This is a genomic window from Synechococcus sp. BA-124 BA4, from assembly GCF_034931165.1.
On record NZ_JAYGIA010000070.1, the window covers coordinates 19,707 to 44,413 of the forward strand.

The 24,707-nt window shown below is 59.2% G+C and carries 32 protein-coding genes, 1 tRNA gene and 1 pseudogene; 27 read left to right on the plus strand and 7 right to left on the minus strand.

Features of this window, described 5'->3' with window-relative positions; all coding sequences use genetic code 11:
• The first annotated feature begins 125 nt into the window (after positions 1-125).
• Positions 126-395 (plus strand): DUF2470 domain-containing protein, encoded by a 270-nt coding sequence (locus tag VB734_RS08825; protein ID WP_322782344.1) that lies wholly within the window; start codon positions 126-128, stop codon positions 393-395.
• Positions 396-657: 262 nt separating this feature from the next.
• Here VB734_RS08825 and VB734_RS08830 read toward each other — a convergent pair whose 3' ends face one another.
• On the minus strand, positions 658-882 hold the full coding sequence (locus VB734_RS08830) for a hypothetical protein (RefSeq protein WP_322782343.1): 225 nt from the start codon (positions 880-882) through the stop codon (positions 658-660).
• Between the two features lie 265 nt (positions 883-1,147).
• Here VB734_RS08830 and VB734_RS08835 point away from each other — a divergent pair.
• From VB734_RS08835 to VB734_RS08850, 4 genes are all read left to right on the plus strand, one after another.
• A tRNA-Phe gene (locus VB734_RS08835) sits at positions 1,148-1,220 on the plus strand.
• Between the two features lie 79 nt (positions 1,221-1,299).
• On the plus strand, positions 1,300-1,536 hold the full coding sequence (locus VB734_RS08840; RefSeq protein ID WP_255106645.1) for a hypothetical protein: 237 nt from the start codon (positions 1,300-1,302) through the stop codon (positions 1,534-1,536).
• Between the two features lie 28 nt (positions 1,537-1,564).
• Positions 1,565-2,170 carry a chromophore lyase CpcT/CpeT gene (locus VB734_RS08845; protein WP_197162232.1) on the plus strand — a complete coding sequence of 202 codons (606 nt, stop codon included), beginning with the start codon at positions 1,565-1,567 and terminating at the stop codon, positions 2,168-2,170.
• Between the two features lie 151 nt (positions 2,171-2,321).
• A complete protein-coding gene (locus tag VB734_RS08850) occupies positions 2,322-3,137 on the plus strand; it encodes a phycobilisome rod-core linker polypeptide (protein ID WP_322782342.1) in 816 nt (271 codons plus the stop codon).
• A 1-nt stretch (position 3,138) separates the two neighbouring features.
• Here VB734_RS08850 and VB734_RS08855 read toward each other — a convergent pair whose 3' ends face one another.
• Positions 3,139-3,543, minus strand: coding sequence for a hypothetical protein (locus VB734_RS08855; RefSeq protein ID WP_322782341.1), 405 nt, complete (start codon positions 3,541-3,543; stop codon positions 3,139-3,141).
• A gap of 221 nt (positions 3,544-3,764) precedes the next feature.
• Here VB734_RS08855 and VB734_RS08860 point away from each other — a divergent pair, with 221 nt between their 5' ends.
• The 15 genes and pseudogenes from VB734_RS08860 to VB734_RS08930 all read left to right on the plus strand — a co-directional run bounded on the left by VB734_RS08860 (position 3,765) and on the right by VB734_RS08930 (position 15,701).
• Positions 3,765-4,610, plus strand: a complete 846-nt coding sequence (locus VB734_RS08860; RefSeq protein WP_197162228.1) for a phycobilisome rod-core linker polypeptide — start codon at positions 3,765-3,767, stop codon at positions 4,608-4,610.
• A gap of 40 nt (positions 4,611-4,650) precedes the next feature.
• A complete protein-coding gene (locus tag VB734_RS08865) occupies positions 4,651-4,872 on the plus strand; it encodes a phycobilisome linker polypeptide (RefSeq protein ID WP_185464120.1) in 222 nt (73 codons plus the stop codon).
• A gap of 398 nt (positions 4,873-5,270) precedes the next feature.
• Positions 5,271-5,789, plus strand: a complete 519-nt coding sequence (locus tag VB734_RS08870) for a phycocyanin subunit beta (RefSeq protein WP_185464121.1) — start codon at positions 5,271-5,273, stop codon at positions 5,787-5,789.
• Between the two features lie 45 nt (positions 5,790-5,834).
• On the plus strand, positions 5,835-6,326 hold the full coding sequence (gene cpcA / locus VB734_RS08875) for a phycocyanin subunit alpha (protein ID WP_094555045.1): 492 nt from the start codon (positions 5,835-5,837) through the stop codon (positions 6,324-6,326).
• 234 nt (positions 6,327-6,560) lie between these two features.
• Positions 6,561-7,337 (plus strand): phycobilisome rod-core linker polypeptide, encoded by a 777-nt coding sequence (locus VB734_RS08880; protein ID WP_322782340.1) that lies wholly within the window; start codon positions 6,561-6,563, stop codon positions 7,335-7,337.
• Between the two features lie 574 nt (positions 7,338-7,911).
• Positions 7,912-8,511, plus strand: a complete 600-nt coding sequence (locus VB734_RS08885; protein ID WP_323243251.1) for a phycobilisome polypeptide — start codon at positions 7,912-7,914, stop codon at positions 8,509-8,511.
• A 146-nt stretch (positions 8,512-8,657) separates the two neighbouring features.
• Positions 8,658-8,837: pseudogene (locus tag VB734_RS08890) on the plus strand (pentapeptide repeat-containing protein); the annotation flags it as partial.
• A 30-nt stretch (positions 8,838-8,867) separates the two neighbouring features.
• Positions 8,868-9,323, plus strand: a complete 456-nt coding sequence (locus VB734_RS08895) for a pentapeptide repeat-containing protein (protein ID WP_322782643.1) — start codon at positions 8,868-8,870, stop codon at positions 9,321-9,323.
• A gap of 18 nt (positions 9,324-9,341) precedes the next feature.
• Positions 9,342-10,541, plus strand: coding sequence for a ferrochelatase (hemH, locus tag VB734_RS08900; RefSeq protein WP_185464125.1), 1,200 nt, complete (start codon positions 9,342-9,344; stop codon positions 10,539-10,541).
• A gap of 114 nt (positions 10,542-10,655) precedes the next feature.
• Positions 10,656-11,531 carry a phycobilisome linker polypeptide gene (locus VB734_RS08905; protein WP_197162225.1) on the plus strand — a complete coding sequence of 292 codons (876 nt, stop codon included), beginning with the start codon at positions 10,656-10,658 and terminating at the stop codon, positions 11,529-11,531.
• A gap of 52 nt (positions 11,532-11,583) precedes the next feature.
• The gene (locus tag VB734_RS08910; protein WP_322782339.1) at positions 11,584-13,113 is read left to right on the plus strand and encodes a phycobilisome rod-core linker polypeptide; all 1,530 of its coding nucleotides are present in this window, start codon (positions 11,584-11,586) and stop codon (positions 13,111-13,113) included.
• Positions 13,076-13,948, plus strand: a complete 873-nt coding sequence (locus tag VB734_RS08915; RefSeq protein WP_322782338.1) for a phycobilisome rod-core linker polypeptide — start codon at positions 13,076-13,078, stop codon at positions 13,946-13,948. Before VB734_RS08910 ends, VB734_RS08915 begins: the two co-directional genes overlap by 38 nt.
• 276 nt (positions 13,949-14,224) lie before the next feature.
• Positions 14,225-14,761 carry a phycobiliprotein lyase gene (locus VB734_RS08920; protein ID WP_197162221.1) on the plus strand — a complete coding sequence of 179 codons (537 nt, stop codon included), beginning with the start codon at positions 14,225-14,227 and terminating at the stop codon, positions 14,759-14,761.
• Entirely contained in the window at positions 14,758-15,393 is a 636-nt protein-coding gene (locus VB734_RS08925) for a chromophore lyase CpcT/CpeT (protein ID WP_197162219.1), read from the plus strand. Before VB734_RS08920 ends, VB734_RS08925 begins: the two co-directional genes overlap by 4 nt.
• A complete protein-coding gene (locus VB734_RS08930) occupies positions 15,390-15,701 on the plus strand; it encodes a CpeR family transcriptional regulator (RefSeq protein ID WP_231594573.1) in 312 nt (103 codons plus the stop codon). The genes VB734_RS08925 and VB734_RS08930 overlap by 4 nt, the downstream gene beginning before the upstream one ends.
• On the opposite strand, the gene VB734_RS08935 is transcribed toward VB734_RS08930, so the two are convergent.
• Positions 15,684-17,024, minus strand: a complete 1,341-nt coding sequence (locus tag VB734_RS08935; protein WP_197162217.1) for a HEAT repeat domain-containing protein — start codon at positions 17,022-17,024, stop codon at positions 15,684-15,686. The genes VB734_RS08930 and VB734_RS08935 overlap by 18 nt on opposite strands.
• 154 nt (positions 17,025-17,178) lie before the next feature.
• Between VB734_RS08935 and VB734_RS08940 the strand changes: the two genes are divergently transcribed.
• Positions 17,179-17,433: a hypothetical protein gene (locus VB734_RS08940; protein WP_197162216.1), complete on the plus strand. Its 255-nt coding sequence runs from the start codon at positions 17,179-17,181 to the stop codon at positions 17,431-17,433.
• A 30-nt stretch (positions 17,434-17,463) separates the two neighbouring features.
• Here the strand turns inward: VB734_RS08940 and VB734_RS08945 are convergent, their stop codons facing one another.
• Positions 17,464-17,907 carry a DUF2656 family protein gene (locus tag VB734_RS08945; protein ID WP_197162215.1) on the minus strand — a complete coding sequence of 148 codons (444 nt, stop codon included), beginning with the start codon at positions 17,905-17,907 and terminating at the stop codon, positions 17,464-17,466.
• 96 nt (positions 17,908-18,003) lie between these two features.
• Between VB734_RS08945 and VB734_RS08950 the strand changes: the two genes are divergently transcribed.
• On the plus strand, positions 18,004-18,921 hold the full coding sequence (locus VB734_RS08950; RefSeq protein ID WP_322782337.1) for a HEAT repeat domain-containing protein: 918 nt from the start codon (positions 18,004-18,006) through the stop codon (positions 18,919-18,921).
• On the opposite strand, the gene VB734_RS08955 is transcribed toward VB734_RS08950, so the two are convergent.
• From VB734_RS08955 to cpeB, 3 genes are all read right to left on the minus strand, one after another.
• Positions 18,897-19,535, minus strand: a complete 639-nt coding sequence (locus tag VB734_RS08955) for a HEAT repeat domain-containing protein (protein ID WP_197162213.1) — start codon at positions 19,533-19,535, stop codon at positions 18,897-18,899. The two genes, VB734_RS08950 and VB734_RS08955, sit on opposite strands and share 25 nt — an antisense overlap.
• 86 nt (positions 19,536-19,621) lie before the next feature.
• A complete protein-coding gene (gene cpeA / locus VB734_RS08960; RefSeq protein WP_197162212.1) occupies positions 19,622-20,116 on the minus strand; it encodes a class 1 C-phycoerythrin subunit alpha in 495 nt (164 codons plus the stop codon).
• A gap of 53 nt (positions 20,117-20,169) precedes the next feature.
• On the minus strand, positions 20,170-20,730 hold the full coding sequence (cpeB, locus tag VB734_RS08965; protein ID WP_197162211.1) for a class 1 C-phycoerythrin subunit beta: 561 nt from the start codon (positions 20,728-20,730) through the stop codon (positions 20,170-20,172).
• A gap of 410 nt (positions 20,731-21,140) precedes the next feature.
• On the opposite strand from cpeB, the gene VB734_RS08970 reads away from it, so the two are divergent.
• From VB734_RS08970 to VB734_RS08990, 5 genes are all read left to right on the plus strand, one after another.
• Positions 21,141-21,356, plus strand: a complete 216-nt coding sequence (locus tag VB734_RS08970) for a hypothetical protein (RefSeq protein ID WP_185464135.1) — start codon at positions 21,141-21,143, stop codon at positions 21,354-21,356.
• A 155-nt stretch (positions 21,357-21,511) separates the two neighbouring features.
• Entirely contained in the window at positions 21,512-22,225 is a 714-nt protein-coding gene (locus VB734_RS08975; RefSeq protein WP_185464136.1) for a heme oxygenase (biliverdin-producing), read from the plus strand.
• Between the two features lie 4 nt (positions 22,226-22,229).
• Positions 22,230-22,838: a phycobiliprotein lyase gene (locus VB734_RS08980; RefSeq protein ID WP_231594571.1), complete on the plus strand. Its 609-nt coding sequence runs from the start codon at positions 22,230-22,232 to the stop codon at positions 22,836-22,838.
• 15 nt (positions 22,839-22,853) lie between these two features.
• Positions 22,854-23,585, plus strand: a complete 732-nt coding sequence (locus VB734_RS08985; protein ID WP_185464137.1) for a 15,16-dihydrobiliverdin:ferredoxin oxidoreductase — start codon at positions 22,854-22,856, stop codon at positions 23,583-23,585.
• Positions 23,582-24,364: a phycoerythrobilin:ferredoxin oxidoreductase gene (locus VB734_RS08990; RefSeq protein ID WP_322782336.1), complete on the plus strand. Its 783-nt coding sequence runs from the start codon at positions 23,582-23,584 to the stop codon at positions 24,362-24,364. The genes VB734_RS08985 and VB734_RS08990 overlap by 4 nt, the downstream gene beginning before the upstream one ends.
• Positions 24,365-24,707: the final 343 nt, after the last annotated feature.

Sequence of the window (24,707 nt, forward strand, 5' to 3'; positions counted from 1 at the left end):
TTCGTGATCCTGGCCGGCTACGTCAGTTTCAGTGCCATCAGGTTGGGGCTGCTGCTCTGGCAGCGGTTCGCCCTGGTCTGAGCCAGTTCTCAGCCACAATCAGCCCTGACCCTCGCCCTGCAGCCATGGCCAGCGATCCCCTCACCGAAGCCGTAAGCGATCGGATCTGCCGCCACATGAACAAAGACCATGGCGAAGCGGTGCTGGCCTACGCCCGCCACTACGGTGGCGCACAGCAGGCCAGCACCGCCCGCATGCTGCGTGTGAGCCCCGAGGCAATGGACCTGGAGGTAGATGGCGCCAACCTCTCGGTGCCCTTCGATCACGTGCTCAACGACAGCGAAGACGCCCACCGCACCCTGGTGGCGATGCTCAAGGCCTTGCCCGAGTCATGAGCTGGGAACACTGAACCGCAACGTTGCACTCCTCCCAGGAGATCACCGCCATGGTCCAGGCCCTGTTGAGAGGATGCCTTGAGCTGATCACCCAGGCCACCTGTCCGCTCTGCGGCCGACCGGCCGAGCCTGACCGATGGAGGGGGCGTGTTCAACCGGTGCAACCGCAGCCTTGCCAGATCTGCCTCCAATCGCTGGATCTCGATACCCAGGCAGGATTGTGTGGTCTTGAGCCCATGCCCTGGTGGGCCCTGGGCTTCTATCAGGGGGCGCTGCGCAGCCTGCTGCTGCGCCAGCGGCGCAAGCCCAGCAACCAGGCAATCCCCTGCCTGGCCAGTTCCCTGGCCGCGACCCTGCCGGCGCCGCTTCGGGAGTTGAGCGTCGTGGCGATCCCCAGCTGGAAACAACGGGCCAACCCCCTGCCACTGCTGATCTGCCAGGGGCTGGGCCTGCCCCGCCTGGCTCCCCTGGAGCGCAGCCGGGCCACGCTGGGTCAGCACCATCTCAACCGCCGGCTGAGGTCGCTCAACCAGGAAGGGGCCTTCCGGATCGTCCCAGACGGAGTCTCCCGCAGCCGCCGTTCCAGACAGGGTCTGCTGTTGGTGGATGACATTCTCACCACAGGGGCCACGGCCATGGCCGCCGCCGCCGCCCTTGTAGAGGCCGGTTACACGGTGATGGGGCTGCTCTGCCTGGCCCGGACGCCTGCTCCAGGCCGTGATCTAAGATCCTGCAGTGCTGCGAAGCGGCCGGCCGGGATAGCTCAGTTGGTAGAGCAGGCGACTGAAAATCGCCGTGTCCCCAGTTCAAATCTGGGTCCTGGCACTCTTTTTTAAAATCCCTTTTGAAGGGTTTAGCCCATCACTTCGGTGGGCGAACCTCCAAGCTGCCGTGCTCTGAAGCGATGCGAACCCCTCCCGAGCGACCCGCCAACCAACAGTTCAGCAATGCCGACAGCTACGGAATGGCCTTCGATGAGGCCTGGGAACGAATCGGCAGCCTCGATCCCGCCGATTCAGGCGCCCGTGAAGCCGCCCTCCAAGGGGTGATCAGCGCCTTGAGCGATCACCCATTCGCCCTGAGCCAACCGGAACTGGTGCGCCAGGTCGCGGAATTCCGCCTGCGCCTGCTCCAGCGCTGATGTAGGCCGGCCCCATAGGATTCGCCCCATGACCAGCTCCCTGACGCGCCTGGTCCGGATGCTGAGCGCTGGGTTCAGCAATCAGGATCAGGCTTTCGAGAACCCCCCCCTCTACGCCCATATCCTGGTGCGCTTTCGGCCGCTTCCGCAGCTGGAACCAGGCTCCCTGCTGCTGGAGCAGTCTTACGCTTTCGCGCCCGGCCAGCCCTACCGCATCCGGGTGCTGCGTGCCGAGAGCGTCACAGACGGCAGCCTGCGCATCCACAACCACTCCATCCACGACGAGCGGCGGTTCTGGGGAGCTGTGGAGGATCCAGAGCGGATGGCCCAGATCCAACCCGAGGATCTGCGTCTGCTGGAAGGGTGCACCTATGTGGTGCGCGAGCAGGGAGAAGGCTTCGTCGGGGAAGTGGAACCCGGCTGCCGCTGCCTGGTGGAGCGCAAGGGGGCCACGGCCTACCTGGTGAGCAGTTTCGAGCTCGACGGGCAGTCAATGCGCACGATCGACCGGGGCCACGACCCGGCCACCCACGACCAGCTCTGGGGATCTCTGGCGGGGCCGTTCGAGTTTCAGCGTACCGACGACTTCAGTGCTGAAATTCCAGGCGCCTGGCTGGAGCGATGGGCGAGCTGATCGGACCCGGCTCCAGGCCCGCTCAACAAAAGGAAATGAAGCTGCCTAAATCAATTAAACCCAAACAGTGAGGCTCTGTAAGGTCTTTTGTCTCTAGGGGTTTGTGCTCACCAGGGATGCTTAGGTTCGTCGCCACCTCACCCACGACCCCATGGCCCTGCCCCTGCTTGATCTCAAACCCGTCACCCTGAATGCACGCGTCGCCAGCCTGGCCGTCGGCAACGAAGAAGAGCCACGCCGCACACCTGAAGGGGTGAGGCGCAGCCCCCAGGCCATGGATGAGCTGATTGAAAGGGCCTACCGCCAGATTTACTTCCATGCCTTCAAAGTCGATCGGGAGCCCAGGCTGGAATCGCAGCTGCGTCGAGGTCAGATCAGCACCAAGCAATTCATCCGGGGCCTGCTGCTTTCAGACAAGTTTCGCAGGGATTTCTATCGCTGTAACAGCAACTATGATGTTGTGGAGCAGGTGGTAGGCCGTGTACTTGGCAGGCCGGTGCATGGCAGTCGCGAACGGATTGCTTTCTCGATTCTGATCGCCGCCGAAGGATTCCCGAGTTTTGTCGATGCCCTGCTCGACTCCCCTGAATACATCGACACCTTCGGCGAAGACGAGGTTCCCTACCAGCGCTCCCGCGTCCTGCCCGGACGCAGCCCTGGGGAGATGCCCTTCAACCAGCAGGCTCCCCTCTATTCCTCCTACTGGCGCGACATCAGCGGCTCCCTGGCTCCAGCCGGCCCGTTCAGCGGAGGCAACCAGCTGGAGCGTGGTCTGCGCTCGGCCGCTTGGGTCGATGGGACAACCGCCGAAGCAGGCCAAGGCGATCTGGCTGGGGCTTGCAGCCATCGGTGGACTCGAGCTCCTGCGGATTCTGATCACCACCGCAGCTGCCATGCTCAGCACAGGCTCTGCGGGCTGAGGGAGCCGGGCCAGCCGAAGCCTTCATGGGCAGCCGTGGCGGCCTGAATCAGGCGATCAGTTCATCCATGAAGGGCTGCTCGCCCTCCTCGGGGAAAACGGACTCCGATCCGAACTCACCTGGGGAGGGGGCCGCATCGCCCAAGACCTGCAGGGGCCTGACCGGGTCGCCGGGCAGGGCTGAAGCCGCTGGGCCCTGGCGAGACTGCTCCAGCAGAGCTTCCAGTCGGCTGAGTCGATCATCGGTCTGCTCAAGCAGATCCATGACAGCGGCCGAATCAACACCCTCCTGGTCACGCCCAGCCAGCAGGTGGGCCTGGTGCTCCTCCAACCGCCCCAGACGTTCCTCCAACTCCAGGAGGCGCAGGGTGAGGGTTTCGCTGAGCTCACCAAGGGCCTTGAGCTGGACGCCGAAGCGAAGCGGCCAGGCTTCGGAATCAGGTGCCGATGTCATGGGTCAGGCAAGGACCGCGATGGCCGGATGCTATCGGTATCTTCTCCAGGCGCCAGGGGCCGAGTTTGTAACGATTCCGAAAACCCTTGGTGAGAGCGGAAGAGCCCCCATAGGATCCGGCTTGCAGACAGCATCGTCGGGGACGCTGTGGCCTGTGTTCAGCCTCCCTCGATGACCCCCGACTCCCTCACATCTCCCTTCACTTCCCGGCCTGCACGCCCATGACACTCGTCTGTGCTGCCTACCTGGGCATAGATCGCTTCGAGAACGCCCGCGACAAGGACAACTGGTCGAACGCCACCGAAGCCGACACCGCTGGCCTGATCCGCTCGGTCTACCAACAGGTGCTCGGCTACCAATATGTGATGAAGAGCGAGCGGCTCGAGGGTCCCGAGTCGCTGTTTCGCCGTGGCTACCTCAGCGTGCGTGAGTTCGTGCGCCAGGTTGCCAAGAGCAATCTCTACAGGCAGCGTTTCTTCGAGAGCAGCAATCCCTACCGATTCATCGAACTGAACCACAAGCATCTGCTCGGCCGGGCACCCCAGAACAAGGCCGAGATGCTGCACCACTTCACGATCCTGCAGAACGCAGGATTTGACGCCGAGATTGATTCCTACATCGACAGCCCCGAGTATCAGGATCGCTTCGGCGAAGAGCAGGTGCCCTACATGCACGGCTGGAACTACTCCGTCGGCCAGCAGGGTCTCCAGTTCTCCTACCTGCTGCAGCTGACCCGTGGCGCCGCGGCGTCGATCAAGGGCGACATCGCCAAGAACCTGTCACGCCTCAACCCCTCGGTTCACAAAGAGGCTCCGATCCCCGTGGTGAGCTCCAACGCCAAGGGCTCCGCCTTCCGCTCGGTCGAGTCCGACGGTGTGACGCGCATGGGGGTGGGCGCCGGTGAGCAGGGCCGGACCTACCGGGTCGAAATCTCGGGATTCAACAACTACCGCCTGCACAAGCGCAGCAACCGGGTGAGATTCATCCCCTTTGCCAAGCTGCTCGACTATCAGCGCCAGATCCAGCGTGAAGGCGGCCGCATCGCCAGCGTCAGCCCCGTCAACTGACTCCTCCTCAACCCCACACCCCCATCGTTCCTCCCCCGTCATGAAGGTCTCTGCAGGCACCCGCGGCAGCAGCTTCAGCAGCAACCGCCAAGTCACGATTCAAGTCACCGGACTGGCCAACAACGCCTATGTGCGCAGCTCCGATTGCACCATGCAGGTTCCCTACACCCGCATGAACGAAACCATGCGGCTCGTTCATCGCCTGGGTGGAACCATCACCGGCGTGAATGTGAGCGGCTCCGGCGACAACTCTGACTCCTGAGCGCAAGGCAGACCTGATCCAGCTGCAGCCCCCTCAACGTGGGGGCTTTTTTCATGGCCGCCACCCTCCTGAATCTGACTGTTCAGCCCGCTACACAAGTGTCCCCTGCCGGGGCTGCGCCAAAGCCGAGACCGCCTCTGCGAGCCTGAGCCCCCCCCCCGGGGGGCAGAACCGTCGTCAAGGGGATGACCGTTTGTGAATCATCGAGCAAGTCGACGGCCCAAGGGTTGAAAATACCTAGGTCCAGTCGAGGGCTTTCTGGTCATCGGTCGGTGCAGCCGGTTTTGCCGGTGAGCACCAGATACCCACCCCTTGGCTCGCGAGTTCGCCTTGGGCGCTCTCGCTCTGGAATACCCAACTCCCGACCCCCACCCGTCGAGAACAGGAGCTTTATTTACATGTTCGACGCCTTCACCAAGGTCGTTGCTCAGGCTGATGCCCGCGGCGAATTCCTCAGCTCTGCCCAGATCGATGCCTTGGCGTCGGTCGTCGCAGACAGCAACAAGCGGATGGATGCCGTCAACCGGATCACCTCCAACGCTTCCATGATCGTTGCCAATGCAGCCCGCGATCTGTTCGCTCAGCAACCGGCGCTGATCGCACCCGGGGGCAACGCTTACACAAGCCGCAGGATGGCCGCATGCCTTCGTGACATGGAGATCATCCTCCGCTACATCACGTATTCCATTTTCACCGGAGACACATCCATTCTCGAAGATCGTTGCCTCAACGGCCTGCGGGAAACCTATCTTGCCCTTGGCACTCCTGGCGCTTCTGTCGCCGAAGGTGTACGCAAAATGAAGGATGCCTCCATTGCCATCGTCAACGATCGCGGCGGCATCACATCGGGCGATTGCAGCAATTTGATCTCCGAAATCGGCACCTACTTTGATCGCGCCGCCGCCGCCGTGGCCTGATCAGCATTCCCTTTCAGGACAATCCTTCCGCTCCCCCCTTCACCCATGTCGAAGACTCCGCTGACCGAGGCTGTCGCAGCTGCCGACTCCCAAGGCCGCTTTCTCAGCAACACCGAAATCAATGCCGCCTTCGGACGCTTCACTCGAGCCAAGTCGGCTCTTGAGGCTGCTAAAGGATTGACAGCCAAAGCAGACACCCTTGTGAATGGCGCCGCGCAAGCCGTCTACAGCAAGTTCCCCTACACCACCCAGATGCAGGGGCCCACGTACGCTGCCGACCAACGCGGGAAGGACAAGTGCGCCCGTGATATCGGTTACTACCTGCGCATGGTCACCTACTGTCTTGTGGCTGGTGGCACCGGTCCAATGGACGAATATCTGATCGCTGGCATCGATGAGATCAATCGTACCTTTGAACTTTCTCCCTCCTGGTACGTGGAGGCCCTGAAATACATCAAGGCCAACCACGGCATGAGTGGAGAGCCTGGAACCGAGGCGAACAACTACATCGACTATGCCATCAACGCGCTTGTCTGAAGCAGGCAAGGCGACCTGAGATCGCCAGTTTTCAATGATGCTGGCCTCCTTCGGGGGGCCTTCTTTATGTTTGGGCTAGCCAATTGGGATCACTTCACAGCCACAGCTTTTACCCTCTGTTCAAGGAACCTCGATCCGCGAGCAGGGGAAGTGACGATTGGTGTGGATCCCTTCCTCCCGCCCGCACAGGCCCATTGATCCAGGGGAAGATTTCGTTCAAGCTATCAAGTCACCATGGCACTGCCTTTGCTTTCTGTTAAGCCGCTCACCATGAATGCGCGGGTCGCCAGCTTCACCCTGGCCGGCGAGGAAGGCAGTCGGCAGTCTCAGTCGGCTGCGCGCAGCATCAACGGGACCTGCGATCGACGTGACCTGGATATCCAAATCGAGCAGGCCTATCGACAGATCTACTTCCACGCCTTCAAGGTGGACCGCGATCCCATGCTCGAATCCCAGTTGCGCGAGGGTCAGATCACCATGAGGGACTTCGTGCGTGGCCTGCTGTTGTCGCAGAAGTTCCGCGACGACTTCTACCGCTGCAACAGCAACTATCGGATGGTCGAGCAGACCATCGGCCGGGTGCTTGGAAGGCCCGTCTACGGCGAGCGGGAACGCATCGCCTATTCGATTCTGATCGCCCAGGGTGGCCTGGCTTCCCTGGTGGATACACTCCTGGATTCTGAGGAGTACATGCAAAACTTTGGCTACGATACAGTACCCTTCCAGCGGTCCCGTGTTCTGCCTGGACAGGCGGTGGGCACGATGCCCTTCAACCAGCAAGCGCCCCGCTATCAGGCCTACTGGCGGGACAGCATCGCCAAGCGAACTCCCGCACAATCGATGCTGTGGCAGAACAGCACCATGGGTCAACGGCCTGCCTGGCTGGCCAATGCCCCTGCTCCATGGGCCCGCAAGCTCTGGTTGAACACCGTTGCTGCGGGGGGCTTCGTAATCACTGGACTGGTGCTTTGGATCGCCATCTCCATGCTCAGCACTGCTGGACGGGGCTAGTGTTCAAGAGGTTGGGAATGGTCCGAGTTCCTGGAAAAAACGCTAAGGGGAAGGGGGAGCACACCACAGGGAGAGATTGTCATGAGTGATTCTTTTCAAAGATTTCTCACCATGCTGAAGTCAGCATATGGTCAGCATGACATTCTCGTTGACGAAGGGCAAACTGATCTACGCCTAAACCTTCTCCCCGAGACCATTGATCTATGGGGAGCCACTTACTCTCAGGCAGACAATCCAGACAACAATCTTCTACTTGCCTGCTCCAGTTCAAGCGGACCCATTGAGGATACGACATTGACCTGGGTTGTCGGATCCGCAATCCGCCATGTTCACGTTAGCAGTGAGGATGAGTGTTGGCAGCTCTTTCATGCGCTCGGGCTGCGACCTAGCTTGGCAGATGCGATCGTCCGTCATTGTCCTGGCATAGCAAATGGAGCCATCTGGGCCTTGTATAATGAACGACATGGACATCTAGTCGCAACTCCTGTGGTCTCTGCAGGGTTGGGACGTGAGGCAATGGCCAGGTTCTCCTCGATCTCCTCATGAAGGCAAAATCATCGATGCTGCAGAAGTGATGGCGAAAAACTTGCCTGAGATGATTGCAGGGGCTCGCATCCTTGGTCTTGCTCATGACAAGACCCTCCCGGCGAATGTTCGTGCAATTTTCCGGCATGCTGATGATGAGAGCAGGCCTTTGACCACAAAGGAATTCGATGAGATTTGCCAGTTCTCCTCCATTGATTCCGAACCCCTACGCCTGCTTCAAGAGAACGCCTCACAAGTAGTAGCAGATGTCAAGAGAAGATTGGTGGCAGAGGATCCTGGCCTGATCAAGCCCGGTGGATCACTTTTCCCGGAAAGTCGCTCCGAGGCATGCTGGCGCGACTGCTGGCATTTTCTCCGCATTGCCATCTATGCCGTGGCCGCTGATCGGCAATCGTTCACGCACCCACCAGGAGTCAGCGGCTTGCGTGAACTTTATCGAGAACTGGCCGTTCCTATCGACAGCATGGCGAAGGCTTTATGCTACCTGCGTGAAGTCTCATCTATTCACTACGGATCGCTCGGCGGAAGCAAGGATACCTGGCGCCTTGAAATGGTCATTCGCCATCTGGAGGAGATGATCAGGGAGTTCTCCTGCCAAGCTGGAGAGGTAGGAGCCCCTGTTCTGTGATGTTTTATTTCTCCATCGTGGAGCGCACTCTTCCTAGGGGGTCCACAGGGCTCCCCAGCAGTAACCTGAACTGGGAGAGTTCCATCTTTGCAGATTGTTTCTAAGTATTCGTGGGCCTCGTGCATAGCGCATCGCAATCCTCCTTAGTGCCTGGTTGGCTTCCTCCGGAATCCAAACTCCCTTCCAACCAGGCCATCGGTCGTGCTTTCGACGCTAGAGGAGCTGATTGGCGTGAGCTGGATCTCGGTGCTACTGATCTCACAGAAGCACGCCTTTGTCGTGTCGATTTAAGGGGAACGAATCTGAGTAGATGCACACTCGATGGAGCCGATCTGCGACTGGCTCGATATGACGGCATGACCATCTGGCCAGACAACTACGAGTTTCGAGGTTCCGGTGCAGTAGGACCCAAGGCCAAGTTAAGCGGCCACTTTCTCAATAGCGCCGATCTTTCCGGCATGGACCTGAGCGGCTCCCTATTGATGGGTGCATACCTCAGCGGTGCAGATCTCAGCGGTGCTTGCCTCAGAGGAGTGCGCCTGGCAGGAGCAGATCTGCGTCATGCTGTGCTGCGCGGTGCTCTTTGCGAAGGGGTGCGTTTCTCAGGTTGCCAGCTGGATTATGCCGATTTTCGCGGGGCGAATCTGACCGATGCTGACCTTTCCGCAGCCGAATCGATCCGTGGTTCCGACTTCACGAGCTCATCAGGGCTGGACTCTATTCGAGAGACCTTGATCGGACGGCCGTTCCAGGAGCTGGACTGTTGGAACCCGCTCACTCGCCGTACGACCCGCGACAGCCTGATGACCTAAACATTGCCGCCTGCATGTATGGACCATCACCCTCCCACAGACCATGTCAAGGTCGGCGTGGTTCTCCTGAACCTCGGAGGCCCTGAGCGGATCGAGGATGTCGCCCCGTTCCTCTACAACCTGTTCTCCGATCCGGAGATCATCCGACTGCCGACCCCGGTGTTGCAGAAGCCCCTCGCTTGGCTGATCAGCAGCCTGCGCAGCAACAAGTCCAAGGAGGCTTACCGCTCCATCGGCGGCGGGTCCCCCCTGCGCCGCATCACCGAGCAGCAGGCCCGCGAACTGCAGAGCGAACTGCGGGGGCGAGGCATCGAGGCCACCAGCTACGTAGCCATGCGTTATTGGCATCCATTCACCGAGTCGGCCGTGGCCGATATCAAAGCGGACGGGATAGATCAGGTGGTGGTGTTGCCTCTCTACCCCCACTTTTCGATCAGCACAAGCGGATCCAGCTTTCGAGAACTGCAGCGCCTGCGCCTGGCCGATCCAGGCTTCGCAAAGCTTCCGATTCACTGCATCCGCGGTTACTACGACGACCCCGGCTACCTAGGGGCCATGGCCGAACTGATCTCTCGGGAGATTCAGGCCTGTCCCGAGCCCGGCAGCGCCCATGTGTTCTTCAGCGCCCATGGCGTGCCCAAGAGCTACGTGGAAGAGGCGGGCGACCCCTATCAGAACGAGATCGAGACCTGCGCCCGCCTGATCATGGAAAGACTGGCCGGCGACCTGGGCCACTCCAACCCCTACACCCTGGCCTACCAGAGCCGTGTGGGCCCAGTGGAGTGGCTGAAGCCATACACCGATGAAGCCCTACATGAGCTTGGTGAAGCAGGCGTGAAGGATCTGGTGGTGGTGCCTATCAGCTTCGTGAGCGAGCACATCGAGACTCTCGAGGAAATCGACATCGAATACCGGGAGATCGCCACACAGGTCGGCATCCTTAACTTCCGCCGTGTACCGGCCCTCGACACCACCCCCTCCTTCATCCACGGCTTGGCCGATCTGGTACAGCAAGCCCTGGCCGGACCGGAGATAAACCTTGACCAGGCAGCCACACTTCCCACCAAGGTGAAGCTGTATCCACAGGACAGGTGGGCCTGGGGCTGGAACAACAGATCGGAAGTGTGGAACGGGCGGCTTGCTATGCTGGGATTCTTGGCAATCCTGATGGAATTATTGAGCGGCAATGGACCTCTCCACGCCATCAGACTGCTTTGAGGTAGGGCATCACTACTCTCAATTTTAACTACATAGTTTAGCTTTATTAAGAACTCAGTGGGAGCCTGCAATGGTGTTTGATCATAACAGGGTCACTCAAGTTCTGCGTTCACAATGGCTTTTGGTCCCGCCTCGCTCCTCGGCGTCGAACGGTTTGACAGCCAGGACCCACTTGAACTGCTACCAAACGATACGGACGCCAAGAAAGAGCAGCTCATCCGTGCCGTGTACCGGCAGGTTCTCGGAAACTCCTATGTGATGGAAAGCGAGCAGCAGCTGGTCCCCGAATCCCAGTTCAAGCTGGGGGAGCTGAGCCTGCGCGAGTTCGTACGCAGCGTTGCCAAAAGTGACCTGTATCGTGCTCGTTTTTTTGATTCCTGCCCTCGCTACCGCTACATCGAGCTGGCCTTCCGCCACCTCCTGGGTCGGGCCCCAGCCGACTTTGCCGAGATGCGCGTCCATGCCGAACTTCTCGATAGCAAAGGATATGAAGCGGATATCGACAGTTTCATAGATTCAACGGAGTATCAGGACACCTTCGGTGAGTGGACAGTCCCCTACCACCGTGGCTGGAAGACCGAAAGCTGCAAAACCATGCAGGAATTCACTTGGAGCTTCCAACTGCTCCGTGGTGCCAGCAGCAGTAGCTTCAAAGGCAATCTTTCCGGCAAGGCAGCACGACTAGGTGGCAATGTCTATGTGAATCGCCCACTCCCAGTCGTCCCTCCCTCCTCCACGGATACACAAGGATGGAGCTTCAGGCCTTCTGCCAATTTCCAAGACGCCGCAACGCGACTGGGCGTCGGCGCCGGCCAGGAGGGTCGTATCTATCGGGTTGAGGTAACGGCCTACAGGGCCAACTCAATTCGGCCGATTTCACGCTACAAAAAGTCCAATCGGACTTATTTCGTCCCCTTTAACAAACTGTCCCAAACCTATAAGGAAATTCACCGTGAAGGAGGGGTGATTGCCAGTATCACTCCGGCCTAATTAACGGACTACTTTGTTTTCTCTTTGCCGACTCCCTCGCCACTGCAAAACCATGTCTTCCCAGTCCGTAGCCCTGAGCTTTGGTGCCACCACTCTCCTCGATGCACCTGCTTCTTACAAGCCCGGCGCCGATGAGACGAGCCTCAACCTCGTGATCAGCGCCTCTTACCGGCATGTGTTCGGCAACACCATGCCCATGGAAAGCGAGCGTCTTGACGCTGCCGAATCGCAACTACGCAACGGCACAATCTCCGTACGCGATTTTGTCCGCTGCCTGGCCAAGTCACCCTTCTATCGTGCACGCTTTTACGAAGCAGTTACGCCTCACCGTTCGGTTGAACTGGCCATCAAGCACCTGCTGGGGCGTCCTCCCATCGACGAAGCTGAAGTGGGCACGCACGTAGCGATAGTCGCCAAAGAAGGCTTCGAAGCGGCTGTCGACGCCCTGATCGATTCCGACGAGTACGCCTCGGCCTTCGGAGAACACACGGCGCCGCATATCCGTTCCTGGAACAGCCCAGAAGGGGCAGCACAGTCGTCCTTCAATCGCATCGCCGCGCTGGAGCAGAACTTCGCTGGCAGCGATAACGCAATGGGGTCACGTAGCCAGTTGCTGACCAGCCTCGCAATGGGACAGCCAATCACCATTCGTCTGCCGGCACATGCTTACCTTACCCAGTCCGGAAGAAGCCTTTCTGGCTCGGGTATGAGCAGTAGAGGAGCCTTCGCTCCTGTGCGCCGCAACAGCAGCGATGGCGGTGATAGCACAAGCCTGAGAGGTGATCTGTATGTGGGCTTCGGTCTTGGCCAGCGCAGTCAGGAGGTCTTCCAGCGTTGCCAGGGAGACACTGCCGACCAGATCCAGGCACTGATCCGTGCCACCTACCGGCAGGTGATGGGTAACCCTCACCTGATGGAAAGCGAGCGCGTGCTCACCTCAGAAAGCAAGTTCATCGAGGGTTATCTGAGCACCCGTGAGTTCGTGCGTTCCATTGCCTGCTCCCAGGAATACCGTCGCCGCTTTTTTGAATCCAACGCTCCCTATCGTTTCGTAGAGCTCAACTTCAAGCACCTGCTCGGCCGCGCACCAAACTCCCAGGCGGAAGTGAGTGAACACATCCGTCTGCTGGCTGAAAAAGGCTATGAGGCAGACATCAGCAGCTACCTCGATAGCACCGAATATCAGACGTACTTCGGTGAAGATACAGTTCCCTTCCCCCGTATCCAGACGGAGAATGGCCGCGAGCAGATCGGATTCAATCGCCAACTGTCTCTGGTGGCGGGATATTCAAGCAGTGACACCATTCAGAATTCCTCAAGTCTGGTGAATTCACTGGCGGCCAAAGCGCTCCCTGCCGGATGGAGCAACACAACCGTGCGGATCAATCGCTCGAGTGTCTTCAGCGGCTCTGTCGATCCCACCACAAAAAGGTATCGGATCGTTGTACAAGCGCAACCAGCTGGAGGGCGCCAGCGCACCCCGAATGCCAGCTATTTGGTATCCGGCAAGGACATGACGACCCAGCTGGGTTATATCCATCGCCGTGGAGGCCGAATTGTCTCAATCACGGAAGTGGCCTGATCCAAGCAGGGGCCGTCTGCCCGGCTGGCTCGCTGAGCAACCTGTCCATTCCTTTCTCTCCCCTGACTTCAACTGTTTTCTCTTTGCCATGCCAGTGATCACCAGACAAGCAACAACTTCAGTGCAAGATTATGCCCATGCACAGATGGTGCTGCGCTCCGCCTACCGCCAGGTCTTCGGCAATGCCCATCTGATGGATGAGGAGCTGGTATCAACTGCTGAAAGTCTCTTCCTCCAAGGGGACCTCGCAGTCCAGGGACTGGTTGCAGCCTTGGCCTGCTCAGACACCTACCGCCGGCTCTTCCTCGACAAGAATGGGCCCTACCGCTTTGTGGAGCTCAATTTCAAGCATCTGCTGGGAAGGGCTCCCCGCGATCAGGCCGAAGTGAGCGAACATGTTCAACGCTTAGCCAACGAGGGCTATGAAGCCGAGATAGCCAGCTATGTTTACTCCCCGGAATACATAGGAGCCTTCGGCTTCGACACGGTGCCTTACTGGCGCACAACTCATACCCAAACCGGGGAAAGCAACCTCACCTATACGCGTTCATTAAAACTCAAGGGGGGAGAAGCTTCCTTTGACGGTAGCTCCTCTTCCAAGCTTCAGGTCAGTCTTGCCACAGGTGACGCCCCTTCCGTTGCCGTTCGCGGCGGCAGAGGCGGCAGCACGAACCGGAATGACAGACGCTTTCGGATCAACTGGACTACCGCCTCGCCTAGCGGACTCAACCGCAGGGCTGTGCAGGTCTCCATTGTTCCGTTTAGCAGTCTCACTTCAACGCTGCAAAGCCTGCAGCGACGTGGAGGTTCCATTGTATCTGTTACAAATGATTAAATGACAACCCCCGCCTCTGGCTAGAATAGATGGTGGCGGCGGCTCTGTGCCCAAGTGCCATGTGAGCATGCAGCTCCGAATCACGCCACCTTCCCCCCCATTCGTGCGCTCAACCTTCTCGCATGGAACAGCAGTTGAATCGCCAGTCAGCCCCTGTAGAGCGACAACCCTCTCACCAAGGTTCTTCCATTGACATGATGATTCATAGCCTGGTGAGCATGGTCCAGGCAGGCAGACCAAAACCTTCCGCAAGTCACGGATCGGGTCTCCTTGTTCATGACCATTGAGCGTTTTTTAACTCGATCGCAAGGCCAGTGGCGGTCGATGCGTTCAGCCCATTCGCTTGCCTTTCGACAGTTTGAAGATGTGCTCAGTCATATCGATATTGTACTGTTATCGGCAGACCATCCAGATGTAAGCGACATCCTAATCCGAGAATCCATAGACCCCGCCACTATCTTCTCTCCATTCCAGATGTCATGGGAGGCAGAATCGGACTGGGAACCAGACGACCCTTCCGCTACATCCAAGGGATCCTGTATTCTGATTCCCATCCCTGAAAATGATCGGGCTGGAAAGCTGATCCGTAGCGTTGGCTATGCTGAAACAGAGAGCGCGGCTTCAACCTATCACTTTCTTGACGACGATACCTTCGTCCTCCACACTGCTTATGGCCAATCCATTGCCGAAGAACGAATCTGGTTTATATCCGAACACGTCCGCTGTCGCTCCTCTGTTCTGCGTACATCAGCCGGGTCTGGAGTGCTGCAAACATCCTTTGCTTCTGAGGTAAGGCGGATAGCAACAGAATGATAGATGCCACACAAGCTGTCCACTTCGTAAAGACTCTCTCAGGCCGATTTAGCAATCATGAACAGGCCCAAGCAGAGCCTACAAAGTTTTCCCACATCAATATTTTTTTTAGGCCCCTTGCTTGGAATCTTTTTCAGGGCCCTTGGTTTTACTCCGAGCAAAGTTACGATTACGATCCTTGGAGGCCATACCGACAAGGGATTCATCACATGGTGGTATCCGCCGATCATATTCTCATGCTCAATTTTGGGCTCCGCAACGGCTTACGTTGTGCTGGCGGTGGTTCAAAACCCGATCTCTTGAATGGGTTAGAACGGGAGGATCTGCTGCCTCGACCCGGCTGCGCGATGGAATTCCGTGCCACGACTAACGATCGTTACTGCGGTGAAGTCGAGCCGGGCTGCCAATGTCTTATTCCGCGAGGAGGTCAAATGACCTATCTTGTGAGTGAAGTTGAGTTTGATGATTACCATTGGATCAGCAGAGATCGCGGCTTCGACCCTGCCACCCATACCTATCGCTGGGGCTCCGAACATGGCCCACTCCGCTTCAAGCGGCTGGAACGTTACGCTGATCATCTCGGCGCTGACTGGCTGAGGGACAATCAAGCTGCTCAAATCGAAACGGCATGAGCAAGCACAGCCCAGAAAAGCAACTTCAAACCTGGATTCGCTCCCAACACTTGATCTGCAATGGCACAGACTTCATTTTTGAAACGGTTGATCAGAGCTTGATTGATCGATTTGAATCGTGCTTGACAGCACTTGGTGGACAGGTCCTGTCTGTCAAGGATGTTGGCCAATGGCCTATGGGCCCACGCCGGAGCTTCAAAATCCTCAGAGCCGTTGCGAGAGTCCCACGGCCTATGTGCAATGAAACTGTCAGCTACTGGGCAAACCATGGAAGCAACAGAACCCGCTATTCAGAGATCAGCCAGTAGCGCACGGACTTGCTTTCTTTTGCTTTCTACGTAGAGATCAGGATCAGGACTCAGGATCATTTCCGCTAAGCCGGAAACGCCATTGACGGATCCCTGCTTGACTAATTCCTGCATAGCCATCAAGGCAGTATATCTACACTCCCAACTGGATTCCTCCTGCGCATCCAACAAATCTGGTAGATGTGATGACAGACGTTCAGGATTTAAACGCAACAGTGAGAGAATAGCGGCAGGACGAGACTTCACAAATTGTGGCCTATAATTTTGAATGGCGCTTTCACAAAGGTCCTCCACTCTATCCTGCGCATCTCCCCAGCCTGCAATCCGCCCGAACAGCCGCAGGAAGAAATAGTGGGCTCCATAATCGTTATGAGCTTCCTCCAGCCAACGCTGTTCTAGGAGATGCCAGAGTGACATCCCAGAATGAGTGCTCACGGCTTGAAGAGCAAGATAGCAACGACTGAAGTCGGTACCAAACAACTCATTGATCAGAAAGGAAATCTCTGGTACTTCGTCATAGCGATGAACAACCTGGACATCTTCCGGCTGATCCAAGAGCAACCTATCCAGCGTTTCCAGAAGCGACAGGCCCTGATGAAGTGGCTCAGCTTCCGGCCAAAGCAGCCGCAGAGCTCGAAGCCGAAAGACTGAGGAGACCGGCGCCTGCAGAACCTGGGGAAGCAGCTCTGCGGCCCTGGAATTGATCACATCCTGGATCGCCGACTGTCGATCCATCTGGTTGGCAAGAAACAAGTGCTCTGCCAGCTCACTGACTCTCTCATGGCTTCCCGAGAGGGTGGCGACGGCCGCCAGAGCAGCCCCACGCACTCCTGGTACTTCATCATCCTGAAGGAGTTCGATCGCCGGAAGGGCCTCAATCACCCCTAAGCCGGCCAGACTCTGAGCCAGTATGCGCCGGTTCTGCCCGGTATCTGACAACAACATGATCATCTGGTTCAGGATATGTTGATCCCGGCAACCCAGTTGTTGCAGGGCCCACGCTGCATTTTCTACCAGATAGTGATCCTCACTCAGGAGACAACTGCCGATGCTTGGAATGGCATCCTTACAGCCAAGGCGCGCCAGCACCTCCACAGCCTTACGCCTGGCCAAACGAGTGGGTTGACTGTCGTCGTCGTCGTCATCAAGTAGATTCAGCAATGCCTGCTCGGAACGCTGACCGGGAAAATTGATCATGTGGGCTGCCGCCATGTAGCGATCGCTGCCTGACTCAAGCTGCTCCACCGGCAAGGCAAGAATGCGCAATGCCTCATCGTGACTGAGGCCGGGATGGAGGTTGTTGAAGCGACCGGAATCGCCCATCATTGTCACCCAGATCTAGCGATACTCCATTGTCCCATTTACGCGTTCCCTTTCCCCGGTTTGTCCCCTAAAGAAGCGTGTTGTATACGATCATTGCGAAAGGAGGAACCAACGAGACTTTTCGGCATGATGCGATCCTCTCGCACAACATGCCATGGGACCATCTCTCACCGACGCACTCGTCGTCACCGTGGCCTATCCGCAGACTGCCCAACGCCTCTCCACCAGAGTTCTGAGGATTCCACTGCAAAGCCTCAGCAGCATGATGAATGGCCTCCACCAGCAAGGTGCCGTCGTCACCCATGTGGGCGCATCCATCGCCGAACATTCGGACTCTGCTCCCACAGCCGCAGAGAACACCCCGGAGGACAGGCCATCACGTAAACGTGCCAGCAACAAGAAGGGGTGAGGGGGGCTCTTCAAGCGAGCCCCTGGCCACTCACAAGCCCTCTGCAGGATCAAGCAGCAGCTCGAAGACACCATCGGCAGGTCGGCCCGCCTTCAGGGCTTGCCAGTTGATGGACGCAAGAAAAGCATCGGCATCCACCGTCTCCACGATGTCAACCCCCCAGGCACCCAGCTCCAGTGGAGATCCGGGTGCAGCTGGCATGTCCTTGCGGCCGCCCAGAGCCAGAATCGTATGGTTCGTATCGTGTCCGTGGTGCTGCCGCAGCAAGGCCCAGCCCTTCAAGAGTTCCCTGGCCAGCGCCGTCGAGTCTGCTGGGCTCTCGATCCTGATCAACCAGTGAGGATGGGACAGAGCCTCGGCCTTGGTGATGCTGGCGCAGTGAAGCGGCAGCCCCTCAGCCAGTTGTTTGGCATCCCATGGCGGCACAGATCCACTCTGAACCTGCAGGTTGTGGGACAGCAGAAATGTGGTCATGGGAGTGCTTGGAAGCTTGGCATGTTACTTGCCACGTCACCAGTCACCACGATGGCTTCCATGCTGAGACAATGACCCATGCTCCTCCCAGAAGCCTTGAGCAGCGAGCCCACCGGCGTTCCAGCCACACCTCCAGCCGTCTTCCTCAGCGAGTCAGAGGCCTCCATGCTGGCCGCAGATCTCAAGAAGCAACTTCGTTCAGGTGAACGCCCCCAAGGCGACGAGATTCTGATCGAAAAAATGGTGGCAGGGCTGGGAGATCCACGTGGCCTGATGCGTCTCACGTTCGCCGAAAGCCTTGGTGCGATCGGCACAGCAGCCGTACCGGCTCTCTGCCACGCACTGCGCACCCATGAGAATGTGACGGTTCGCCGTGCAGCCGCGAAAACCCTCACTCTGATCGCTGATCCTGAAGCTCTGCCTGTTCTGGTTGATGCCCTGCTGAACGATGGGGATCCAGTGGTGCAGGGATCGGCTGTCGGCGCAATGGCCGCCACCGGAGAGTGTGCCGTGGATGCGCTCATTGCTGTTCTCTCCAGCAGCGAGAGTAGCTCCATGCATCTGGGCCTGGCCAGTTGGGGGCTTGCCTTCGTTGGCGCCCAGGCACCCGCTGCCCTGCGACGCGCCGCACGGTCCTCCCACACCGAGGTGAGGATCGCAGCCATTGCTGCTCTTGGTGAGCAAATTCAGTCTCTCAATGACCAGGAAGCCCGAGAGCTGGTGATCGAGGCTCTTGGCGATTCCGCTGAACTCGTACGAGCCGAAGCCGTCATCCTGCTCGGGAAACTCCACGAGCCGACCTGGGCAACTCCTTTACTGAAACCCTTGCTCGGTGACAACTCGGCTCAGGTGCGCAAGAACACGGCCCTCTCTCTGATGAAACTAGGGGCGATTGACGCCCTACCAGATCTGGAGTCAGCTGCAGGCAGCGAAGCCAGCCCTGAAGTGAAACCCATCCTGAACCTCTCTATTCAGCAACTGAGGCAGCATCAAGAGGACAGCAAGGAAGGCTGACGCCCACGCAGATCCTCAACCCTTACCAGTGCGGAGGACACAGACTCCCGTACATACGCGTCGGTGCCCTCACAGGCTGCCAACTGGGTCAGGCAGATCGAAACATCGGGATGATCGATGTTGGCGAGGGCATTCACCGCTGCCACAGCTTGAGCCTCGTTGCTTCCCCGGCAGACTTGGATCAACAGCGGAAGGGCCTGTACCCCTACCTGGCCGAGGGCCATCACTGCTGCAATGGCCACCACAGGGGACTCGTCATCCAGGGCGGTCTTGAGGACAGCCATGGCCTCGCTATGGAATTGAAGGCCGGGGAGATTGGAGGCGATCTGGGCATAGGCCTTCACGCAACTGGCACGAACGGTGCCATCGCAGCTGGTCTGATATTTCTGTGCCAGCGGCAGCATCGCCTTCTCCCCGAAAGCACCCAGGGCTCGCACGGCAGCCCGCCGTCGAACAACGTCCTCATGATCGAGCAGGAGGATAAGACGCGGCAGGGAAGCCTCGGAGTGGTGGCGGACCATGGCCAGGAAGGCCTCGGTCTGCACGTAGGGATTGGGATGCGCGAGATCGACGAACAGCTGATCAAGCGCGGTGGCGCTGGTGGCAGGAGCCATCGAGAGGAGGCGTTGGGAGGAAGGAGTAGCCATAAACAGAAAAAAAGGGAGGCCCAAAGGCCTCCCCACTGCAGATCAGACCGACCTCAGGAGAGGGAGTTGATGGCGTAATCCAGGTAGCTCTTGAGCTCGTTGAGAGCCTGGGGGCTCATGTCGCGGGGGGAGCAGGCGCGGTCACGGGTGTAGGTGAGTGCCTCCACGTAGGCCGAGGTGGGCAGGTTGAGGGTGCGGTACACCTCACGAGCTCCTGCGATGCCCCACTCGTCGAGGGGGCCGGTGCCGCCCACCACGAGGCAGTAGTTGATCAGGCGCAGGTAGTGGCCCAGATCGCGGTAGCACTTGTCGACCTTGGTCTGGGTGCTGCCAGCTTCGCCTTGCTGCTTGAGGTAGGGGTACTTCTTAAAGCAGGCATCGCCGGCTTCACGGGTAACTTTTTCCCAACCATTCGCCAGCTTCTCAGCGGCTTCCAAGCGGGCCGCGGCGCGCTGGATGTTGCCCTGAACGGCCTCGAGGTCGTTCTGGCTGGGGAAGCGACCGGCGGCGTCAGCGGCGGTCACAACGGTGGTGACAACTGATTTCATCGAATGTTTCCTGTGTTGGAGGGTGAAAAAGTGAAAATGGACAACTCAGCCGATCAGGCGAGTGCGCTGGCCACGCGGTCAAAGTAGGAAGCAGCTTCGGCCACCAAGGCGGAGCAGTCACCCTGGATTGTTTCCATCTTGCGGAAACGGGTCTCGTCAGGATTGGTGCCGGTGGTATTGGTCTCGTTGATGTGGGCGGTGGAGGATGCCTTCATGATGGACACGGCACGAGCAGCCGACTGAAGGGGCACACCCAGAGCGATGTAGGTCTCCTTGAGGCCGTTCAGGCAGCGGTCATCCAGCACAGACGGATCACCAGCAAGGAGTGCGTAGCTGATGTAGCGCAGCACGATCTCTCCATCGCGGAGGCAAGCGGCCATGCGACGGTTGGGATAGCAGTTGCCGCCAGCCTGGATCAGACCAGTGTTCTCACAGATCATGCCAGTGACAGCATCAGAGACGATGCAGGAGGCATTGGAGGTGATGGCGTTAACGGCATCAAGCCTCTTGTTGCCCTCGGCAACGTAATTGCGAAGCGTGGCCAGTTCACCGCTGCCGATGGCAGCATTTTTGGCGTCAGCACTGATAACTGTGCGAGAAAAGGCGTCGAGCATGGGGGCAAACCCGGACTAGGGAAAAGTTGGAAGGAGCTTCGTGCATTACTCAAGCGGCTCTGATTGCTACAGGAGAAATCAGGAAACCATTGATCGCGCTAGTCCCGAGGACCGAAGCTCCATGAAGTTACGCGGAGCCCCTGGCAACCCTCCCTATTAAACGCGTCACGCAAGATTTCTTGATGCGAACCAGGCCGGCCATGCGCGCGATGGTGGCAGCCGACAAGACCCCACGCAGGAACAGGGGTCCCCAGAGTCATGACCCTGGTGCCGGGAAGAAGCAGGCCCTCACCGAAGAGCGTATTTCACATTTTCTTCTGCTTCGGATGGCGGCGGCGGGTGATCTGGCGCGCTGGTCATGGCACGCGTCAGCCGGCTTCGTACCCTGATCGGCAGGACTGCGCCACTCCATGTCAGAACCCAGCCTTCAGGAACTGAACGACTCCATCGAGGTCCTTGCCGCCTACAGGGATCGCCTAGTGGCTGATGTCACGGCCATGGGCCAGCGTCTCAAGCTCCCCCAGAAGAAGGTGGATGCCACCCTCGCCTCCCACGCCGAACTGCAGCGCATCGAGGCCGTCCTGACACAACTGCTCAGCCAACGGGACACCAGCTCTTCCACCTGATCCAACCCTGGGCTCAGCCGGCGGTGGCTGGATCAGTCGCGACACATCGCCACCGATTGTTTTCAAGAGTTTCCTTAAGGCCCTCCGGCTGATGGACGTATTCAGGGGGTGGGCACTTGTAGCGTTCAAGACTGCCCTCTTCCGCCTCCCTCCCCATGCCTGTCGCACTTGCTTCCCAATTGAGGGAGGGAACCAAAAAAGCCCACACGATGGCCGAGAACACCGGTTTTGTGAGCTGCTTCCTCAAGGGGGTGGTGGACAAGGCCAGCTACCGCACCCTGGTGGCCGACCTCTGGTATGTGTACAGCGCCATGGAAGAGGCGATCGGCAAGCTCACCTCTCATCCAGTGGTCGGGCCGATCGCCTTCGCCGAGCTCAACCGCCGCGAGGCCCTTGAGCAGGATCTCACCTTTTACTACGGAGGCGACTGGCGCCAGAAGATCCAGGCCACACCTGGAGCTCAGTCCTATGTGGCCCGTCTGCATCAGGTGGCCAAGGACGCCCCAGAGCTGCTGGTGGGCCATCACTACACCCGCTACATCGGCGATCTCTCCGGCGGCATCATTCTCAAGAACATCGCCCAGAAGGCGATGAACCTGAGCGAGCACGACGGCCTGCGCTTCTACGAGTTCGACGCCATCGCCGACGAGAAGGCGTTCAAGACCACCTACCGCGCCACCCTCGACGCACTGCCGATCGACCAGGCCACCGCTGATCGCATCGTGGCCGAGGCCAACGAGGCCTTCCACTGCAACATGAGGATGTTCCAGGAACTGGAAGGCAACCTGGTGGCGGCCATCGGAAAGGTGCTCTTCGGCTTCCTCACCCGTCGCCAGCGGGCCGGCAGCACCGAGGCTGTCGCCGCCTGATTCGATGCAGACCGCACCACCGTTGACCATGGCGGAGTTCCTGGCCGCCAGTGCCGGTACCTGGTTGACGCGCCGCGCCGTTCACCATCTCGATCATCAGGACGATGAAGCCGGCGATTCCAACCTCACAATCGAGCCATTCGAGGCCTCCGATGCGGTGGTTCAGCGGGTCTGCGACAGCCTTGGGCTGGCCTCAGCCCAAGTGGCGGGCGGAGCTCGCTTCTGGTGGGAAAGCAACCTCAAGGAGGGGAGCCGCAGTGACGAGCAGGCGGCCGTGCTGGTCGATGTGGTGGATGACCAGAATCCCCGCCAGGGATTTCTACTGCGCGACAAGGGCTACATCGAGAAGCAGCCGGTGATGAGCACCTACTCCTTTGCCGATGACGGCCTGTTGACGATTACCACCCGCTATGACACAAATGTCGGCGTGGAGCGTTGCTGGTTTGTGACCGAGGGGGTACGAATCCGTGTCAGCAGTGTGCAGTTTCTCGATGGCGTCAGCATGACAACCTATTGCACAGAGCTGCGCTGCCCCAGCACCGATCAGCTGGAAGCCATGTCTGCTAACGCCCAGAGTCGTTTCCACCTCTCCACCCCAGCGACTGGCCACTGAGGCCTGATCCTCCCCATGTTCGACTCCTTCCTCGATGAGCTCCATGCCGGGATCAAAGCCAGGGGGGCAGAGGCTCTGTCGATCCCGGACGGCTTGGCGGAATGCCGCTCTGCCAAAGGCAACAGCGTCATCCGCAGCTGGCTGTGGCACTTGCCCGGCATCCGCCGCTGGCGGGTGACCCGGCTCGATGCAGGGGACAGTCTGCAGGTGCTCAACTCAGTGGCCTATCCCGCCTTCAGCCGCGACCAGCCTCTGCTGGGGATCGATCTGCTCTGGTTCGGCACACGCCAGAAACTGGTGGCCGTGCTCGATTTCCAGCCCCTGCTTCAGACCCCGGACTATCTGGATCGGCACCTCCAGGGGCTGCATCGATTGCACGACCGGTTTCCTGATCTCAGTGGCGAGGAGACCATGCGCTCCTATGACCCGCACCAGTACTTCTCCCCCTGGCTGCTGTTCTGCCGGGGGAACGCTGAACAGGCTCAGGGAGCCTTGCCCGAAGCGTTCGGTGCCTTTCTCTCCCAGTACTGGGCCCTGCACGACAGCCCCGCCACCGGCCTTTCCCTGGAGCCTGAGGAGGTAGCCCGTCTGCAGAACGCTTACGACATCTACAGCGCCGAACGTGATCCAGCTCACGGTCTGTTCACCAGCCATTTCGGCAAGGCCTGGTCGGACCGTTTCCTGCATGAGTTTCTATTCCCCGGGAGCAGCCAGGCACCCGATCCGACCCCCGAGCTAGCCCCATGACTCCTTCCTTGCCGACCCACCCGTGCAGCCTTGATCCAGTCACCCTGCCCGGATGGAGATGGGGGCCTTTCCTGGATCACGCCGTGGAGGCCCTTCAGCCTCTGCGGCCTGAGGCCTACCCGATCGAGCCCCGTTTTCTGCGGCGTGAAGGTGTCACCGGTTCCAAAGCCCACCCCGTCGCTGTGACAACGTCCACCTGGGCGTGCAGAACTGACAAGCTCCGGCAGGTTCGGGCCGCGTGCGTGGAGGCCGGGGTGGCCGCCTCGGTGCTGAATTTCGTGGCCAATCCCTCCAGCAACTTCGATCTTCCCTTCTTCGGAGCCGATCTGGTCACTCTGCCCTCGGGCCATCTGATCGCGCTGGATCTTCAACCCGCACTCAAAAACGATCAGGCCCACACCATGCAAGTCTGGGAGCGTCTGGTGCCGCTGTGGGAGAACTGGACGAAGCTTCTGCCTTCAGGGGGGCCGATTCCATCGGAAGCGGAGCCCTACTTCTCTCCAGGGTTCCTATGGACGCGCCTTCCCCTCGGCAAGCAAGGAGATGAGCTGATCCGCTCAGCCGTTTTTCCGGCCTTCGTGGCCTACTTCGATCTCTATCTCCAGCTGGTGGCGGAAGCCACTCCTGTGGAGGAGAAGCGCTGCGAAGAACTGCTGGCAGGCCAGCAGCGCTATGTGGCCTACCGGGCCGAGAAGGACCCAGCACGGGGCATGCTCACCCGTTTCCACGGGGCCGAGTGGACTGAGGCCTACATCCACGGGGTGCTCTTCGACCTCTGAGGTCAGCCCTGCCGGCAGAAAGGGGCGGCCGTGTCAGCCCCCACATCCCACCCATGCGATTGCGGGATCGTTTGTCTGGTTCGGGCTCGATCGCTCAATGGCTGCATCCCCGTAGCCCTATCACCGGGACAGGACTTCACTTCGGGCATGCTCCTTGGCCTGATGCACCACCGCCAGGGCATGCCATGAGCCTGTTCGCGGGTCAGGCCACTCCTCGCAGCGGCGTCCCAGCAAGTGGTGTAACTCAGGAGGATCAGCCCCGGCGTAGCCGGGGCTGACGGCTCACCTCCCTCAGATTTCAGCTGTGGCAATGGGTGGGCCGGTCTGTGACCCTGTTCGGAGA